The sequence below is a fragment of the Planococcus beigongshangi genome (assembly GCF_016820495.1).
GTDB lineage: Bacteria > Bacillota > Bacilli > Bacillales_A > Planococcaceae > Planococcus > Planococcus beigongshangi.
Map to the genome: position 1 here is coordinate 65,162 of NZ_JADHDU010000007.1, position 16,515 is coordinate 81,676.

Sequence of the window (16,515 nt, forward strand, 5' to 3'; positions counted from 1 at the left end):
TTCAAGCGCCTCCCAGGGAGCGGCACAATTCATGACAATTCCAGTTTCTGCATAAATAATGAAACTCTATCCCCTGGAACCATGTATTAATAGGAATAGAGTATCTTTTATATACAATTGCAGTTAATAGTCAAAATCGTTTAGAATTGTTTCTTTCCCAGGGACGTGCTTTACAATCCGCTTCCGAAAAGGCTTGGGAAAAGCTCAGTTCGTCTTTTTGGAAACAAAGTGTTCATGGTGACATTCTCCTTTTCAATTAGTTTTCGAGTACATGTCAGCAATCAAAAGCCAAAAAACACGAAACACTTTTCTCTAGAAGCAAATAGCGTCCCTATGGCCAGCCTTCTAAAATTCGGGCTTGCCATGTTATGACTTTCAAGGCCCACACTTTCCACCTACCCCCTTTCTGTCTGTAATGGTCTTTCTACTTAAAATTATATTCAAGATTGTTTTCAGGTCAATTGAAACACACATAAAAAAACAGCGATTCTCTGTAAAATTGCATGCAGAAAATCACTGTTTTAGCAGCCCCGATCGAACCCCGCTTTATTGGGAACGACATTATCTCTATACAGTTCATATCGATGATTCTTCATTTACTTCTCCTTCTGTCAGCGGCAGTTTTCGATAAACTGTTCGAAAATCCGGATTGAAATGCCGTCTCCTTTTACTGCCAGCGGCTCTGGATGCCACTGGACCCCGAGAACAAATTTATGCTCTGTACTTTCAATAGCTTCAATAATTCCGTCTGACGCCTTGCCGGAAACTGCAAGCGGCTTCGGCACATCACGTACAGCCTGATGGTGATAACTGTTTACTTTAAATCTCGCCTGCCCTGCAATCTTTGCTAATAGGCTGTTTTCCGGTGTGTCCACATAATGTGACAGATGAGTGTTCACTGCCTTTTGGTCATGCTGCAGCAATGATTCATTGATCTGACTGTAAATATCCTGGTACATGTTCCCTCCAACAGCAATATTCAAAATCTGGATACCGCGGCAAATCCCAAGAACCGGTTTGTCCATCTTCATCATCTCCTGGATCATCAGGATTTCAAAACTGTCCCTGCCAGGTGAAATCATACCCAAATTCGGCATCGGCTCTTCTCCAAACAAGGTCGGATCAATATCTCCTCCGCCGGTTACAACAAGTCCGTCAATCTTCTCCGCCAGTTGCCGTGCATGTTTGTCTATGCCAATCGGCAAAATGATAGGGATCCCTCCCGCCTGAATAATGGATTGCATATAAGCATTTGAAACAGTATGTAAATAATCAAGTTCAACGTTCGAAGTTACTCCAATAATCGGTGCCAAATCGCAGTTCCTCTTTTCTATGTTAGGGTATTTTTTCTGGTTATCACCTTAACGGAAATATACTTGGCCAATCAGCTGCCTTTGCAAAATTACCAACAGCGCTTTCTTATTTGAATATTATTACAAGCATTACTATAGCATTTATTTAGTTAATAAAGCAGAAAATTCCATATTTTCATTCAGCGATTTCCACTTCACTTCTCAGGGAACCATACAATTTATATGGATGAATAAAAAAAAGAACCTTGAGCGAGTCAAGGTTCTTTCTATATATATATTAAGCATATAATTTATATTGTTTTGCCTGGCCATACATACTGTTTTCAGCTGTTACGTCTTTCAATTCTGCAATCACGATCTTGGGACTGGAAGGGCCAACTATTGTGGAGATATAACTGACTTTGAATGTATAAGTGGCCTTTCTGCGGAAGTTTCGATATTCAGGCGAATCCACTGTCGTGGTCCAGTAAAAGACATTGCCATCCGTGTCAGTTAAAGCGACTACCCGATGTTCGTCGTTTTTGAAGCAGGATAAAATCTCGAGATCTTCAGTATATTTTTTTCCTCTTTCATATCCGTTCACTTCTCTGATTGCAAGCACCATCAAAATACACCCCATTCCATAGTGATATGCTTTTACTATAACAGAACCTATGTTCTATTACCAGTCAAAAGATCAAAAAATTATAAATTTCAACCAATAAAGCGATAAAAGGATGATTAAAAATAGTTCACATCCTTTATTGCGCGTTACAATCCGCCCTTGCGCAAGCTTTTCGAAAAGCGCATACTTAATAGTCGAGAAAATGATTAGGAGTTCGGTACATATGAAAAACCTAGCAACAACACTCACCAAAATCACCCCTCAATATGATCCGTGGGAAGCGTATATGGATATTCAGGAGCACGGAAAACTGACCCTGTCCAGCATCGAATTCACCACGACCTATCTATGCAATATGCGCTGTGAACATTGCGCTGTCGGCTATATGCTCGAACACAAGGATCCGGATGCGCTGCCGATCGAGCTGCTCCTTTCGCGCCTGGATGAAATTCCGCATCTCCGAACAATCAGCTTAACGGGCGGAGAGCCGATGTTTTCAAAAAAATCGGTCGCCAATTATGTCCTGCCTCTTTTGAAATACGCCCATGCACGCGGTGTCCGCACCCAGATGAATTCGAATTTGACGATGCCGCTCGACCGCTATATGGAAATCGCCCCTTATCTGGATGTCCTGCACATTTCCCACAACTGGGGCACCATCGATGATTTTGTCGACGGCGGATTTGCCAATATGGAACGTAAGCCGTCACGTGAGCGCCGGGCCGAACAGTTCCAGCGCATGATCGACAACAGCCGCGCACTCGCTGAAGCCGGCGTCATGGTGTCAGCGGAAACGATGCTGAACAAGCGGACACTCCCGCACCTGAAGAGCATACATAAGCAGATCATTGAAGAAATGAAATGCGCGCGCCACGAAGTGCATCCAATGTACCCGAGCGATTTTGCGAGTCAATTGGAAGTGCTGTCGCTCGATGAAACGAGAACAGCGATCCACGAATTATTGGATGCCCGCGATGAAAATGTCTGGATGCTGTTCGGCACCCTGCCGTTTTATCCGTGCAGCCAAAACGACGAAGACACGAAACTCCTGAACCGCATCCACGCCAGTAAAAATGTCACTGTCCGCAACGACCCGGATGGCCGCTCCCGGCTGAATGTGAATATCTTCACCGGCGAAGTCATCGTCACCGATTTTGGCGATACCCCGGCGATGGGCAATATCCAGAGCGATTCACTTCCGGCTATGCTAGACCGCTGGCTGGAACGGCCACTCGCCAAAACAATCGGCTGCCACTGTCCGGCAGCAAAATGTCTCGGACCGAATCTGCTGGTGAAAGATGCTTATTATCCGGACACTGATTTCACTGTTCAAAAAGCGAGAATTACTGTTTAAATTGCTATTGATAATTTAGAAAATAATAAAAAAGATACGAGAGTTCTCGTATCTTTTTTTGATTGAGTTATAATCACTTGATTTCCCCATTACATAAACTTGCTCAAATCCGGGTAACCAGAAACAGACTTGCGCCGTTCATATAAGAGGCATCTTCGCTGACAACCCGTTTCTCGTTGAACACTACATTAAAACTAAATCTCCAAATCCAGTAACTTTGAACTCAGGCTCTTGCCGTGCATGTCCTGGGCAAGTGACTTAGTTACGCCGCCCCCCAGCGCATCGTGCATGACAAAATTGAACGCGCCGAGTTTAGGCAAATCATAACGGATGACTTCGCCATGGACTGTTTCACTAAACCATTCTTTAACGATAGCGGCTGTGACTTTCTCTTCAACCAGGGCATAATCTTCTTGTTTGTAGACAATCAGGGAGATATTCGAAATGTTCCCTTTGTCTCCCGTCCGTGAATGAGCAATTTCCCTTAATTTCATTTAAAGCACCTCGCTGTAAAAAACTTCGACTGAAACGTCTTTTTCAGGAATCAGGATAGAGCCAATCGATACGATATCTTTGATGCTGGTACGGATACCGCCGCCGCCAGCCGGTCCGTTGGTATAGAGGGCTTCCACCTCTCTAGTAACTGCCGCTGCATCTTCAGGCTCCACTGTTCTTGCAGCAACCCGCAGCCGGACTTCTTTAGCAGAATCTCCTTGCCCCAAATCATCTTTATACAATGAATTCTGGCCAATAAGATCATAGCGGATTTCGTCGATTTTGACGTTAGCCCGCTCCAGTCGTTTAGAAACGATATCCTGTGCAAGCTTCGCTCTCTCAACCGAACCAGAACCGCCGTAACTGATTTCAGCTTCTGCCAGATACCCTTCTTTATATCCGATGCTGGTTTTAAAATATCCGCTCTTTTCTTTGCCGGAACCACCGCTTACTTTAACTACATCTTTTTCAACTTGCTGCACTTCCGCCTGCGAAAAATCCGCAATGACATCCGGCGTCAAATAATTGGCCGGATCATGGATTTCATAGAGCAGCTGCTCTTTGACCGTTGATTCGGTAACCATGCCGCCTGCTGTGTCCAATTTCGAAAGAAGGAGTTCTCCTTTTTCGTCGATTTCTAAAATCGGGAAGCCTACATTCCACAATTCCGGCACATCTTTATATCCCGGATCCGCAAAATAACCGCCTGTCACTTGAGCACCGCATTCCATCAGGTGCCCCGCCATCGTGCCAATTCCCATCAGTTCTGCATCATCCATCGACCATCCAAATTCGTGAATTAGAGGTCCCAGGAATAAAGAAGGATCCGATGCGCGGCCGGTTATGACGATATCTGCCCCGTTATCAAAAGCTTCTGCAATACCGGCAGCACCAATATATGCATTGGCAGATACAATGGATGAACGGATATCTTTTATTTTCCGGCCATTTTCCAATAAACTTTCCTCGCTATAGCGATCGATTTCCGAAAAAACGTTATCTCCGACCACTGCTGCAATTTTCAGCCCTTTAATATTTTGTGCTTCGGCAACTTCCTTTATGAGTTTTGCTGCAGCCACTGGATTGGCTGCACCCATATTGGTCACAACTTTCACTTTTTCCGAACTGCACAGAGGCAATACCTGCTCCATTCTATAAGCCAATAATTTGTCATAGCCTTCATCCGGATTTTTCATCTTCCGTTGTTGTGCAATTGCGATTGTGCGTTCAGCCAAACATTCAAAAACGATATAATCCACATTTCCTTTTTCCATAATTTCCAGCGCAGGCTCAAGCCGGTCATCTGAATAGCCGGCACCTGACCCTATTCTGATAGTCTTCATGTTGTATACCTCCGCTCTTTTTCATTCCTATTAAATAATAACACCTGTAATGGCGGCGACGATTGTCATAACAATCGTTGTGCCGAATGCCCATTTAAATACGAACTTCTGGTGATCAGCCAATTCTACACCCGCAAGTCCGATCAATAAGAAGGTCGATGCAGTCAGCGGGCTTAAAGGGAAACCTGTCGTCATCTGCCCAAGTATCGAAGCCTGTCCGATTTGAACCGGATCAAGTCCATAAGCACTCGCAGTTTCTGCAAGAATTGGCATAACACCGAAATAATAAGCATCTGGTGTAAAAATAAGGCTTAGTGGCATCCCGATGATAGCTACCAGAATCCCCATAAATCCACCCACATTATCCGGGATGATATCGACAAGGGCCGTAGCCATTGCTGTAATCATTCCTGTACCTGACAAAATACCCGTGAATATGCCTGCGGCGAAGATAATGGTAACGACTGTAATCATACCGACAGACTGTGTGCGAATCTGTTCCATCTGATCATCAGGTTTTGGATAATTGATAAGCACAGCAACTGCAAACGCTACCATAAATACGATAGGCAACGGCAGCCACACTTGAACCAGTGCCACAATCGTCAATACAGTTAAAAATAAATTGACCCAGAACAGCTTCGGACGTTTCATATTACGCTGGGCTTCAGTCAACTCATCATCATGGTTATGTTCTATATCCTGTACACCTAAGCGTTTCCGCTCACCCTTACCTACTATGTACGCAACAAATAAAATCCAAACAACCCCAGCTAAAAATGCAGGAATTACCGGGTTGAACAATTCAGCTGCACTGACATCGAGCGCACTTGCCGCTCTTGCAGTCGGTCCACCCCAAGGCGTCATATTCATCGTACCGGCGCCCAAAGCGACCATCCCGGCCAAGACGATCCGGCTCATCCCCAACTTATCATATAAAGGCAATAAAGCAGGAATCGTAATCAGGAAAGTGGATGCTCCCGAACCGTCCAGATGGGCAATCATAGCGATGATTACTGTTCCGATCACGATTTTCACAGGGTCCCCTTTCACCAATTTCAACACCCGGGAAATCAGCGGATCAAATAGCCCCGCGTTGTTCATGACACCGAAGAATAAAATAGCGAATCCGAGCATAATTCCTGTAGGTGCCACGCTTGCGATCCCATCAGACATAAATGTCCCCAGTTCTCCAGCAAACCCTCCTATAAGTGCAAAAACAATCGGAACAATGATCAATGACACAATGACTGATACCTTTTTAGTCAGAATCAATCCCAGAAAAACAAAAATAGTTAAGAACCCAAGTAATGCTAACAACTAAACCCCTCCTTTTCAATTATCATATTATTCTACCATTTTATTCAGAAATAATGTTTACTTTATCAGATAATTCACTTCCTTTTGGTGTATAGCAGTAAAATAGATAAAGAGTCCAACCTATCTCTTTGAATCATACAACGCCGATCCGTTTTTCTCAGAAACAGGGGAGAGGCTGTCGAACTTTTTATCCGGCTGGAACCGCTACTAGTTTTTCATTTATGAATACTTAACTTCTCAGATAAAAATACGAAAGCCGAATTCGTTAACCGGTGAGGTTTAAGCTTCGATTCCCAGGGAACGATATAATCCCCAAACAATTTATACGGTTGAATAAAAAGAAAAAACCACAACCGAAATGTTGATGTAACCGGTGTGGCCATGCATAAAGTATAAATTGTAGTGTATTGTCAAAATCCTTTAGAATTGTTTCTTCCCCTGGGAGGTGATTCATTATTCGTATAATCCGCCAGATTATCGATCCGGGTAGTCGCATCACACTCGATGCACTCCAGGAAATCATCCGCAAGCAACGCATCTATCAGTTCGCGGCTGCCGCCAATCAATGAAAAACTCAAATCGATATCCGAATAAAGACACCATGACTTATCCGCCGGCCACCAATAAGTCGGCGTTAAACGCAGGTCATCGCTTGTTGCTAATTCTTCGACTTCTGCCAGTTTGCCGTGGTACAAGGCGTTAACATAATCTTTCGTCTTTAGAAGATCAAAGTAAAAATAGCAGCTGGCTTCTTCGGTAAAGGGCTGCAGCACATGAACCAGCCTTTTCAGACTTTCCGGCTCTATTTCCCCTTCTTCGCCTGAAATGATATAGCGGGGAGATCCGCCCAGCTTATTCATAAACGATGCCGCTGATAACTCTTTCGAAAACTTAAGACCGTATTTCTCAACGAGTCCAAAAAGCCTCAGCCGCTCACCAAGCTGAATGTCATCCGTTTGTTCCGGTGTGCAGTCTCTCCACAGGAGCTGTTCATCTTCAACCTGTGGATCCCGGAACAATGGATGGATGATTTTGCAATAATGGTCAAAGCGTTTTGGCAGGAAGTTTTTCACCCGGCTTCCCTTCCGCTCATCCGTCAGGAAATAGACGGTCTCGTCCCGAATCCACTTGTACTCCTCCAAGCTATCTAACTTCTCCATCTGCTCACTCCTTTTCAATCAGCTGCCACGGATAATAACCTATTTTACCTCTGAAGCAATTCCTACAGATTTTCAACTAGCCATTGAAAATTACATTTAAACTAAAACAGACTTCGAGCTATTTTCACACTAAAAACCCATCAACCTCCGGAATCCCATAAATCAACCAATAAATCAGCTTCGCCTCATCCTTATTCCCCTCCTGCAGACTGAGCCGCCTCGGAAAAGCACCCGGCTTCGTGCTTTCTTTCAGCAGTTTGAAAAGATGCGGATTGCGCTTCTTGATGAATTGTTTCATTTGGCTCCTTTCATGAGGGTTCAAAACGCCGGTATGCAGATCGGAGAGATAGTGGAAATACATGCCGATTCCTGTATTGTCCTCCAAAGCAAAGCTATCCGTAAGTTCACCCGCCTGCTCCCATTTGCCCGCATGGATATAAGCGCTCAGGAGCAGCCATTTCGCGCCCTGGTGGTCGAGCGGATTCTTATCCATGATCTCCGTGAGCTGCTCAATTGCCTTGTCATATCTGCCCCGCTCCATCAGCCAGGCACCATATGAAAATAAAGCACGGAGAAACGGACGGTTCGGCACATAGCCCCAGAGCACGTCGAAACTGTCATCGAAAGTCAGATAACCGGTTTTCAAAGCATTTAAATAATGAAGCTCCTTTTCAACATCGTGCTGCACAAATTCCGCCATCAGCAAATTCGCATCGCCGCTTTTCGGGTTCAGTTCGAGCGCTTCCCGTGCCAGCCGTTCGCGTTCTTTACCATCCTTTTCAAATGCTTCGTAGCAAAGCAGCTGCCCGCGTTCCGCATCGGTTTTCGGCGTGAAATTCTGATTCGGCTGCTGCAGGACTTTATTGACATCATCCACCGATTTGGCGTTCTCAGTACGCTTCATCATTTCCCACAGCCCTCGCTCCGTCAGCCGTGGATCAGTGCCCATCTCGGTGACGACTTCCGGCATTATCTGCGGCTTCACGTATTGACCTTGATGTTCAGGTTGAATATTTTCCTCCCGGTCCACCCGCTCCATCACGAATTCGCCGACCATGTCCCTGTATTTCGACAAGGTGCCAACGGTTGTTCCGAGCTCTTCGGCGATGATCTGCTGTGTCAGAAAAACTTTTTCAAACAGACCAAAGTCGTTTGCGGCTTGCAATATTCCCGCTGCCACTCCTTCCGGTTTCCGCGCCTTCACAGGCACTTCCTTCAGAAACGTAAATGAAATGCCTTCAATTACTTCACTATTTAAACCGTAGTTATCCACAAATCTGTTAATCAGTCCCATGACTTCTTCCTGGAACGGAGTCAGATCCAACTCTGGAATTGATTCCACAAATGGCCGGTATAAGTCCAGCGGATCTCTCACCCCTTTTTTCAGCCGGGCAGCCAGTTCTTCAATGACTGATTGCTGAAAAGCCGGAATCGTAATCAATCCTTCTGCTGGCTGCATAGCCGGCTTGCCGTCACGCAGAGTCCTTAAAAAGACACCGAAAAGCCACTCGCCCCTTTTTGCTCCACCTGTATTAACCATTTGATGGATTTCTCCCGTCACTTTGTCCCGGAGCTGCAGAATCCCATTATCGACTTGTTGAACCTCGACAAGCATGTAGAACGGCTCTTCCCACAGTTCCAGCACGTCCAGCACCCGCTGTCGTTTCTACGCTTTCTTCTGGCGGCCGAGATAGTCTTTCCATATATCCACCCGGTCATGGAACACATACGATTCAAAAGCCATCGCTTCAATCATATCTGTGTTAAAAACGTCCGATAAAACCGATTGCCACATGTTGAAACGCTGAGTCAATTCATGAAACTCCTTCGGCTGCAGCCCCTGTTCCGCAAATCCTATCATAATGGTTTCTAGTTCCGCATCAATCACCTGCTGCAGATCCACCGCTTCTTCCCGGCCGCAGCATTTCTTCTACTTCTTCCCGCTCCCGCACGGACACGGATCATTTCGTCCAACCATGTCATCCTCTCGTTCCTTCAGCTTTTCTTAATCGTAGCGGGGTTTGGTGGGGGTGGCAAGGAGAGATATTGAGGTTCACAGAGAAGTGGACATTTCTTTTCCGACAGTTCCCATATCTCCCCTGTGTCGTGACCAATGATGAGTTAAATTGGTTCTGACATGGGCAGTCGATTTTCTAAATAAAAAATAAGCTTCGGCAGCCTGTCAAAAGGTTGCCAAAACTTATCTTCAATAAGGCTTCGGGCTCTTAGAATAAGCCACCGAGCCCTCCGCCCAGTTTGGATTTCGCCAAATCCATCAATTCCTTCTTCTCGTTTTCATCGATCTTGCCATCGTCATATGCCTGCTTGACTTGAGTGATGATTTCTTTCGCTTCGCTCATGTCAGCCTTGCTGATTTTTTCTTTCAATGCGTCAAAAGTTTGGCCCATTGGAAAAATCCCTCCTCAAATTATCATTCGTTAAGAGTATACCCTCCTTGAAAGTGGACAAACGGGATTTGTGGAAATGGAGTTTTAAAATCGGACAGAAGTAAGGATTGTTTTCCAAGAAACGCGTTATCATTTCCAGCGGTTCCCAGATTGTCCCTGTGTTGCGCGCGTTTATGAATACTTCAGTTCTCAGCAAAAATACGAAAGCCGAATTCGCTAACCCTTAAGGTTAATGGATTCGGCAGTTTTTTCATGCAGTTGCAGTTAATAAATTGAATTGGGGTGGACACAGGGAGGCGATTTTAACCGGAATAAACAGCAGGAAGAAGCCGATCAGAGCCCCGAATGAAAACCATTCTTTCCACATCCATGTTTGGCCATCTTCTCTAACTTCCACTTCTTGTGATTATTTAACCATTCCAGTAAATATACAGAAGTCTTTGCCTGAAATCGTTATGGTTCCAGGCTCTTATATTTTCGTATGCAATTGAAGTGAATAGGCTGAATCGTTTTTTATACAGAGACGTGGTTTTCTAAAAAGGAAGCGATTTTTTTGCAGTAAGAAATGGTCTCTACTTGTAAACTATTAATCAAATAGAAGACTTTCTATAAAGGAAGATTCATTTTTGTAAATCTTGTGCATGAAGTACATCAATACAGTAATGGCAAAGAAAGTGGAGGATGCATCGAAGTCGTCTTCGATAAGTATGAATGATTTTAGGCTGAACTCATCCTTTTTAATAGTAGCAATATGCGCTTTTTCTATTTTAACTTCTATTTCGTTCTGCCAATTCTCTTCAATTCTTATACTTTTTCCATCGATTTCGCCTAAAATGCAAAAGTAAAGCAGATTATCACCCGCTTTGTCCTTAAGCATGTAAGTCGTGTCTTCCATTTTTATAACATAGGTGGCAGTAAGGAAATTTTTAATGCCTCTTTTTTTAATCCCTATCATAGTTGCAGTTCCATCATTCAAAGTGAATGAAAATGAGTGCCCTTTTTCGCACCCTGAAATATCCGTTTTTTCAATGAATCCGACCGTTTTATTATCTTCATTTTCCAAGGACAGTACTTTTCCTTTTTTCATAAATAAAACATCATTAAAGTGATAGCGTCTCATTTTCTTCCCTCTTCTCCTCGTTAATATCTAAAAGTTGGATTAGATGCAGATTACTCTTCGCTTCCCAGGAAACCGCAATATTCCCAAACAATTTATACAGATGAATAAAAAGAAAAAAGCACAACCGGCATGCGGGTGTTGCGGTGTTTGGCGTATATCCCAATTTTCACAAGTCGAATTTTCAACTGACTTCTTCCGCACTCCCTTTCTTCAACCACTTCGCTGTCACTGTTTCTGCTTTCATCAATTCTTCCGGCGTCCCTTCGAATACTACCTGGCCACCTTGTTTCCCTCCGCCTGGACCCAGCTCGATCACCCAGTCACCCGCTGCGATAAAGTCCAGATTATGTTCGATGATGATAACTGAATTTCCTTTCTTTACAAGAAGTTGAAAAACATCGAGCAGTTTTTCATTATCTTTCATATGCAATCCTAAGGACGGTTCATCCAATACATAAATCTGCCCTTCTTTTTGCAGATGGCTTGCCAATTTCAGGCGCTGTACTTCCCCTCCGCTGAGCGAGCTTGTCGTCTGCCCCAATGTCAGATAGCCCAATCCCACTTCTTCCAGCTTTTCCAGCCGTTTCAGGATTTTCGGCATTTCGAAATAAGCGGCAGCTTCGTCTATCGTCAATTCCAATATTTCTGCTATGTTTTTGTGGTGGTAGCGGTGCGACAATGCTTCGTCTGAATATCTTAATCCACCGCATGCTTCACAAAGGACCGTCACTGGGTCTGCAAATGCCACATCCGGAGTTGTGACTCCTTTTCCATTGCAGACTGGACATGCACCCAGAGAGTTAAAGCTGAATAAACCTGGAGGCTGACCCGTTTCTTTTGATAGTATGGAGCGGATGTCATCCATTATTCCCATGTAAGTGGCGAGTGTCGAACGGCTGGAAATTCCAATACTGCCTTGTCCTACCATGATCGTCTCTGGATACTCTTCAGGGAATGCCTCCAATAATAACGAGCTTTTACCCGATCCTGACACTCCACAAATAGAGACTAAGACATTTCTGGGGATATCGATGGTGATATTTTTCAAGTTGTTATTGTTCGCTTTGTTTAACGTAAACCATGTTTCAGTTCTCCTTGGATCTTTATTTATTTTCACCTTGTGGTCCAGGTCTGTTGCAACCTTCGAACCTTTAAGCCCATCGAGTTTTCCTTGAAAGATCACTTCACCTCCGTTTACACCGGCTCCCGGCCCCATCTCAATCAGTTCATCCGCAATTTTTATCACTGAAAGTTCGTGTTCGATGACGATTACCGTATTATGATGATCTTTTAGACTCTTGAGCATATGAATGAGCAGTTCCACTTCTTCCGGATGGAGTCCTGCGCTCGGTTCGTCAAAAATGTAAGTGATATTGTTCAAACTGCTCCCTAAATGGCGGGCAATCTTCACTCTTTGCGCTTCCCCGCCTGACAATGTCCCCATTTTCCTTGATAAACTCAAATAATCCAGACCCAGCTCAGCCAGTTGCTGAATGTGCGGTATTGCCTGCTGTGCGATGGATTCTCCGACAGGATCCGTTATCGCAGAAAGTTCTTTCAGTAATCCTGTCAGCTCCATTTGGTCGTATTCCAAGATATTCAAGCCATTTATCCGGCATTCCAGCACTTCCGGATTCAGGCCAGAACCTTGGCAAGCCTGGCACAGTGAATGGGTGGACATGGACAGGACGTCATCCTGGGATACCTGACTGAGCTTTGAAACGTCTCTATTAATATAAAGGCGTGTGAATCTTGGCAACAGCCCATCCCACTCGTGGGGCTGCGGCCCGTTTTTCGTGTGGAACGGCGCAAAGACTTTTTCGCCTTCCGGAGGCCCGTATATAAAAAGATGAAAATCCTCTTCGGAATAATCTTTTATCGGCTTGTCGGGATCAAATAAACCGCCAGTCACCATCCATCTCCCCTGCCATCCTGATGGGGACAGCGGATTGAACTTCACCGCATGATCGCGGAGTGACTTATTGAAATCGACAAGCTTATTAAGGTCCGGCGCAATCACTTCCCCATACCCGCTGCACACCGGACATCTGCCAAATGAGCTTTGACTCGAAAAGTCCGTGGCGGAATAGATGGATGGATTGCCGATCCGTGAAAACAGGAGCCTGATTAATGGATCCACATCCATATACGTGCCGACTGTAGATCGGGAATTCCCGCCAACCGCCCTTTGCTCCACCACGACAACCGGGCTTAAGTTTCGCATCAGATTGGCGCGGGGCCTTTCATACCGCGGCATCTGGTTCCTGACATAAAGGGGGTAATTCATCGTCATCTGCCTTCTGCTTTCCGCGGCCAACGTATCAAATACGACCGAACTCTTGCCGGAGCCTGAAAGACCGGTAAATACAGTGATCTTTTCTTTCGATAGATTCAAGTCAATGTTTTTTAAATTATTTTCCTTAAGACCTCTTAAAATGATTTCATCTTTTATCTCCGACACTTTACCACCCTTTCCGACTTTATCCACTAAAGGAGTGTTTCGAAACTTTCAAACGCGATTAACCAGCTGCTTTTAACTGGTCCTTCATTCACTATAAATCGTATACACTTCTATAGTAGAGAGTTTCCCTGTATTTCAGAACTTACTCTTCCGACTCTTTAGTTGAACAAGTTGAAAGCTGTTTCATTTTTTATAGGAAAATAAAAATAAACCACACCCGCGATGCAGATGCAGCGAGTGTGGAATCTCTTATTTCCCTTTAAGTTCATGAACCCATACTACTTGATCAGGGTCCCACACAGCACCATGATGGATAGAAGTGAGTGCTTCTTTATAGTCAACTAAATCTTCATAACCTTCTTGTTTTGCGTCTTGCTCAGTTACTTCTTTCAGTTGTTGCGGATAAACATCTTCTATAATGAAAACATAGTCTTTCAGTGCGATTTCATCGCCGGTGTCAGCGTATCGGTCGTTTCTTCGAACTGATGTTTTACTGCCAGCGATAACCTTCCCGATATCATCCTCACGGGATATTAGCTTATTGATATCATACTTTTCCGGCCAATTTTGCTTGTTTTCATAAACCATATAGTATCTCTCCTTTGCTATTTGGTTCTTTTTTCCCTAAAACCCGTACTTACAAACGTTGCAAATTGCCTCCCTGCTGCGTGAAATGGATAGACGGCAGTGCCAAGATCCATTGTTTTCGCAATTTACAGCATTTTGAAGTATAAACTGTAACAGCAAATGAATTACTGTATTTTACATTTACCCAGCAACTCCCAGATTGTCCCTGTGATTCAAATATTTATGAATATTTAAATATTATAACAATTATACAAGCGTTGATGCCCAAAATCCTCACGGTTCTTGGACATCGCTTTTTTAACATTCAATTGTAGTGAATATACTGAATCGTCTTTAACACAGGGTCGCGATTTTTACACAGGGTCGCCTTCTTCAGACATACTATTTTCAGCAGTAACGCGGTTCCGCCCCAACCGCTTAGATTGGAACAGCAGGTTGTCGGCGAAAATATAGCCTTTTTCAATCGAGGGATGGTCCTGGAATTTCTTATAATACAAGCCGAACGAAGCGGTATAGGCAATCCTCACTTGTTCATCATTGAAATCCGCTATGACAAAGCTGTCCGTCAGCTTAGATCTCAACCTTTCAAGGCGTTCATGAATTTCTTCAAACGTGCTGTTCCGGAAAAACAGCGTGAACTCTTCTCCTCCGCTCCGGAACAGCAGATCATCTTCGCGCAAATAACTTTTCAGAAATGCACTGAAATGCCTCAGCACTTCATCGCCTACTGCATGGTTATATGAATCATTCACATTTTTGAAACGGTCAATATCCGCCACCACAATGCCGAAAGTCTCTCCCGGATCGCTGAGTTCTTCCATCTTCAAATCCATGAACGCCCGGTTATTGATGCCCGTCAAAGCATCCCGGTATGCCAGCTCCATATATTTGTCCCTGTCATCTTTATCCCGCAAATTCTGAATGATTGGAAAAATGGACTGGCTGACAAAATAATTCAGCATAAATATCCCGATCAGCAATTCCCACTCCCCGCCCATCAAAAAGATGAACAGGAAGCCGTTGATCAGAGCTGTTTTCCCGAGATCAAGCACGTTCCAATTATTATAGAACTGCATCACTTCTTTGAAAGCGCTGATTTTTTTCACTAAAATAAAATGTACAAGAATAAACGTATCGGTCAGGAAATTGGTGATTAGCACAAGGAGGCCGAACAACAGCCAGAATCCAAAAGGAACATCAGCAAAGTAAGGCGACAGCCATCCATATAAATAGTAGCAGGTGATATTCGCGAAGCTGAAGATTGAAATATTATAGAAGACATGCAGAAACGGTTTCCTATACTCCCGTTTTCTCCATTTATGAATCAGATGGACGGATACATTGTAAACAATTTCATAAATAAATGCTCCGAGCGGTCCGGCGAATAAAGCGACTGCAATTCCATAATTGATTGCGTAATCCAGCTCAGTATCGCCATACTTGATCTTCATTCGCATCTGTGAGTATGCGACAGAAAAGAAGATGAACACGGCAATGGCCATGAAAAAAGCGGTGCCAGATATATCAGTCCTTTGAGAAAAGAAGGCGAAGGAGGCCGCGACTATAAAGAGGGTAAACATATATAAATTCTGCCTATTCATTTGTATCCCCTCGCTGCCTTGCCCTGTGTTGACTGGGCGCTATTTTCTAATAAAATGATTTAAAGTGTTCCACATCAGTTATGCCTGAATTTAATTCTTGGATAATGTCAGTATAGCTAATTTAGCTTATGATTTGTAAGAATTTTCTTATACTGTTCAAGTAGCCGCACAATTTCCAGCAGTTTTTCGCCTGGACCTATGTCGATAAATATAATTCAGTTTTTATTTAGTTGTTAAGAATACCGTTTGAATATTATAGTAATTATCAGAAAGCTTTGTTATTGTAAAATTAAACGCAGCGTCATGACGGCACCAAAAGGAAGTGGATGAAAACCATTATGAAACGCTATTTGATGCTCTTTGTCTACGTCGCTCTTTTATTTCTGTCGGTCCATTATTTTATTGAACAGTCAGCCGGGCCAATCGCAGAAGACCGAAGCCGCTTGCTGCCTGTAAAGATGAAGGCGATAAAAGCGACCGACAGCACGTCCGAAATTCAGCAAGTGGTCCTCGATGCCAATTCGGAAGGAGATCCGATCGCCATTGCCGGCATGCAGCACAGCCAGGGCGGACATACGGAATATCCGGACGGCATCCTTCTTGATATGAAACCGTACAATAAAATTCTGGCATTCGATGCCCAGGAGAAAACCATCATAATATCACTTCCCAGGGAGCGACACAATTCCCAAACAATTTATACGAACGAATAAAAAGAAAAAACCACTAACGAAATGTTGATGTAGAC

At 44.0% G+C, this 16,515-nt stretch carries 16 protein-coding genes; 2 read left to right on the forward strand and 14 right to left on the reverse strand.

Annotated elements, in window-relative coordinates:
• Window positions 1-611: 611 nt before the first annotated feature.
• Together IQ294_RS13815 and IQ294_RS13820 are read right to left on the reverse strand one after the other, a co-directional pair.
• Entirely contained in the window at window positions 612-1,313 is a 702-nt protein-coding gene (locus IQ294_RS13815) for a gamma-glutamyl-gamma-aminobutyrate hydrolase family protein (protein WP_203334639.1), read from the reverse strand.
• Between the two features lie 277 nt (window positions 1,314-1,590).
• Window positions 1,591-1,917 (reverse strand): hypothetical protein, encoded by a 327-nt coding sequence (locus IQ294_RS13820; RefSeq protein ID WP_203334640.1) that lies wholly within the window; start codon window positions 1,915-1,917, stop codon window positions 1,591-1,593.
• A 223-nt stretch (window positions 1,918-2,140) separates the two neighbouring features.
• Here IQ294_RS13820 and yfkAB point away from each other — a divergent pair, with 223 nt between their 5' ends.
• Complete coding sequence (gene yfkAB, locus IQ294_RS13825) at window positions 2,141-3,271, forward strand: radical SAM/CxCxxxxC motif protein YfkAB (RefSeq protein ID WP_203334641.1); 1,131 nt, start codon at window positions 2,141-2,143, stop codon at window positions 3,269-3,271.
• Window positions 3,272-3,465: 194 nt separating this feature from the next.
• Here yfkAB and IQ294_RS13830 read toward each other — a convergent pair whose 3' ends face one another.
• The 12 genes from IQ294_RS13830 to IQ294_RS13885 form a co-directional block, all read right to left on the reverse strand.
• Complete coding sequence (locus IQ294_RS13830) at window positions 3,466-3,765, reverse strand: AtuA-related protein (protein WP_203334642.1); 300 nt, start codon at window positions 3,763-3,765, stop codon at window positions 3,466-3,468.
• Entirely contained in the window at window positions 3,766-5,109 is a 1,344-nt protein-coding gene (locus IQ294_RS13835) for an acyclic terpene utilization AtuA family protein (RefSeq protein ID WP_238942848.1), read from the reverse strand.
• A gap of 30 nt (window positions 5,110-5,139) precedes the next feature.
• A complete protein-coding gene (locus tag IQ294_RS13840; protein ID WP_203334643.1) occupies window positions 5,140-6,429 on the reverse strand; it encodes a CitMHS family transporter in 1,290 nt (429 codons plus the stop codon).
• 410 nt (window positions 6,430-6,839) lie between these two features.
• A complete protein-coding gene (locus IQ294_RS13845; RefSeq protein ID WP_203334644.1) occupies window positions 6,840-7,589 on the reverse strand; it encodes a DUF2711 family protein in 750 nt (249 codons plus the stop codon).
• 124 nt (window positions 7,590-7,713) lie between these two features.
• Window positions 7,714-9,234, reverse strand: coding sequence for a tetratricopeptide repeat protein (locus tag IQ294_RS13850; protein ID WP_203334645.1), 1,521 nt, complete (start codon window positions 9,232-9,234; stop codon window positions 7,714-7,716).
• Between the two features lie 21 nt (window positions 9,235-9,255).
• A complete protein-coding gene (locus tag IQ294_RS13855; RefSeq protein WP_203334646.1) occupies window positions 9,256-9,492 on the reverse strand; it encodes a hypothetical protein in 237 nt (78 codons plus the stop codon).
• Between the two features lie 27 nt (window positions 9,493-9,519).
• Complete coding sequence (locus IQ294_RS16525; RefSeq protein WP_203334673.1) at window positions 9,520-9,567, reverse strand: SEC-C metal-binding domain-containing protein; 48 nt, start codon at window positions 9,565-9,567, stop codon at window positions 9,520-9,522.
• A gap of 247 nt (window positions 9,568-9,814) precedes the next feature.
• The gene (locus tag IQ294_RS13865; protein WP_203334647.1) at window positions 9,815-9,997 is read right to left on the reverse strand and encodes a hypothetical protein; all 183 of its coding nucleotides are present in this window, start codon (window positions 9,995-9,997) and stop codon (window positions 9,815-9,817) included.
• Between the two features lie 586 nt (window positions 9,998-10,583).
• The gene (locus IQ294_RS13870) at window positions 10,584-11,117 is read right to left on the reverse strand and encodes a hypothetical protein (protein ID WP_203334648.1); all 534 of its coding nucleotides are present in this window, start codon (window positions 11,115-11,117) and stop codon (window positions 10,584-10,586) included.
• 181 nt (window positions 11,118-11,298) lie between these two features.
• Window positions 11,299-13,578: an ATP-binding cassette domain-containing protein gene (locus IQ294_RS13875; RefSeq protein ID WP_203334649.1), complete on the reverse strand. Its 2,280-nt coding sequence runs from the start codon at window positions 13,576-13,578 to the stop codon at window positions 11,299-11,301.
• Between the two features lie 249 nt (window positions 13,579-13,827).
• Window positions 13,828-14,166, reverse strand: coding sequence for an ASCH domain-containing protein (locus IQ294_RS13880; protein ID WP_203334650.1), 339 nt, complete (start codon window positions 14,164-14,166; stop codon window positions 13,828-13,830).
• 353 nt (window positions 14,167-14,519) lie between these two features.
• Complete coding sequence (locus IQ294_RS13885) at window positions 14,520-15,617, reverse strand: GGDEF domain-containing protein (RefSeq protein ID WP_203334651.1); 1,098 nt, start codon at window positions 15,615-15,617, stop codon at window positions 14,520-14,522.
• A gap of 476 nt (window positions 15,618-16,093) precedes the next feature.
• Here IQ294_RS13885 and IQ294_RS13890 point away from each other — a divergent pair, with 476 nt between their 5' ends.
• Window positions 16,094-16,480: an FAD-binding protein gene (locus tag IQ294_RS13890; protein WP_238942849.1), complete on the forward strand. Its 387-nt coding sequence runs from the start codon at window positions 16,094-16,096 to the stop codon at window positions 16,478-16,480.
• The last annotated feature ends 35 nt before the right edge of the window (window positions 16,481-16,515 follow it).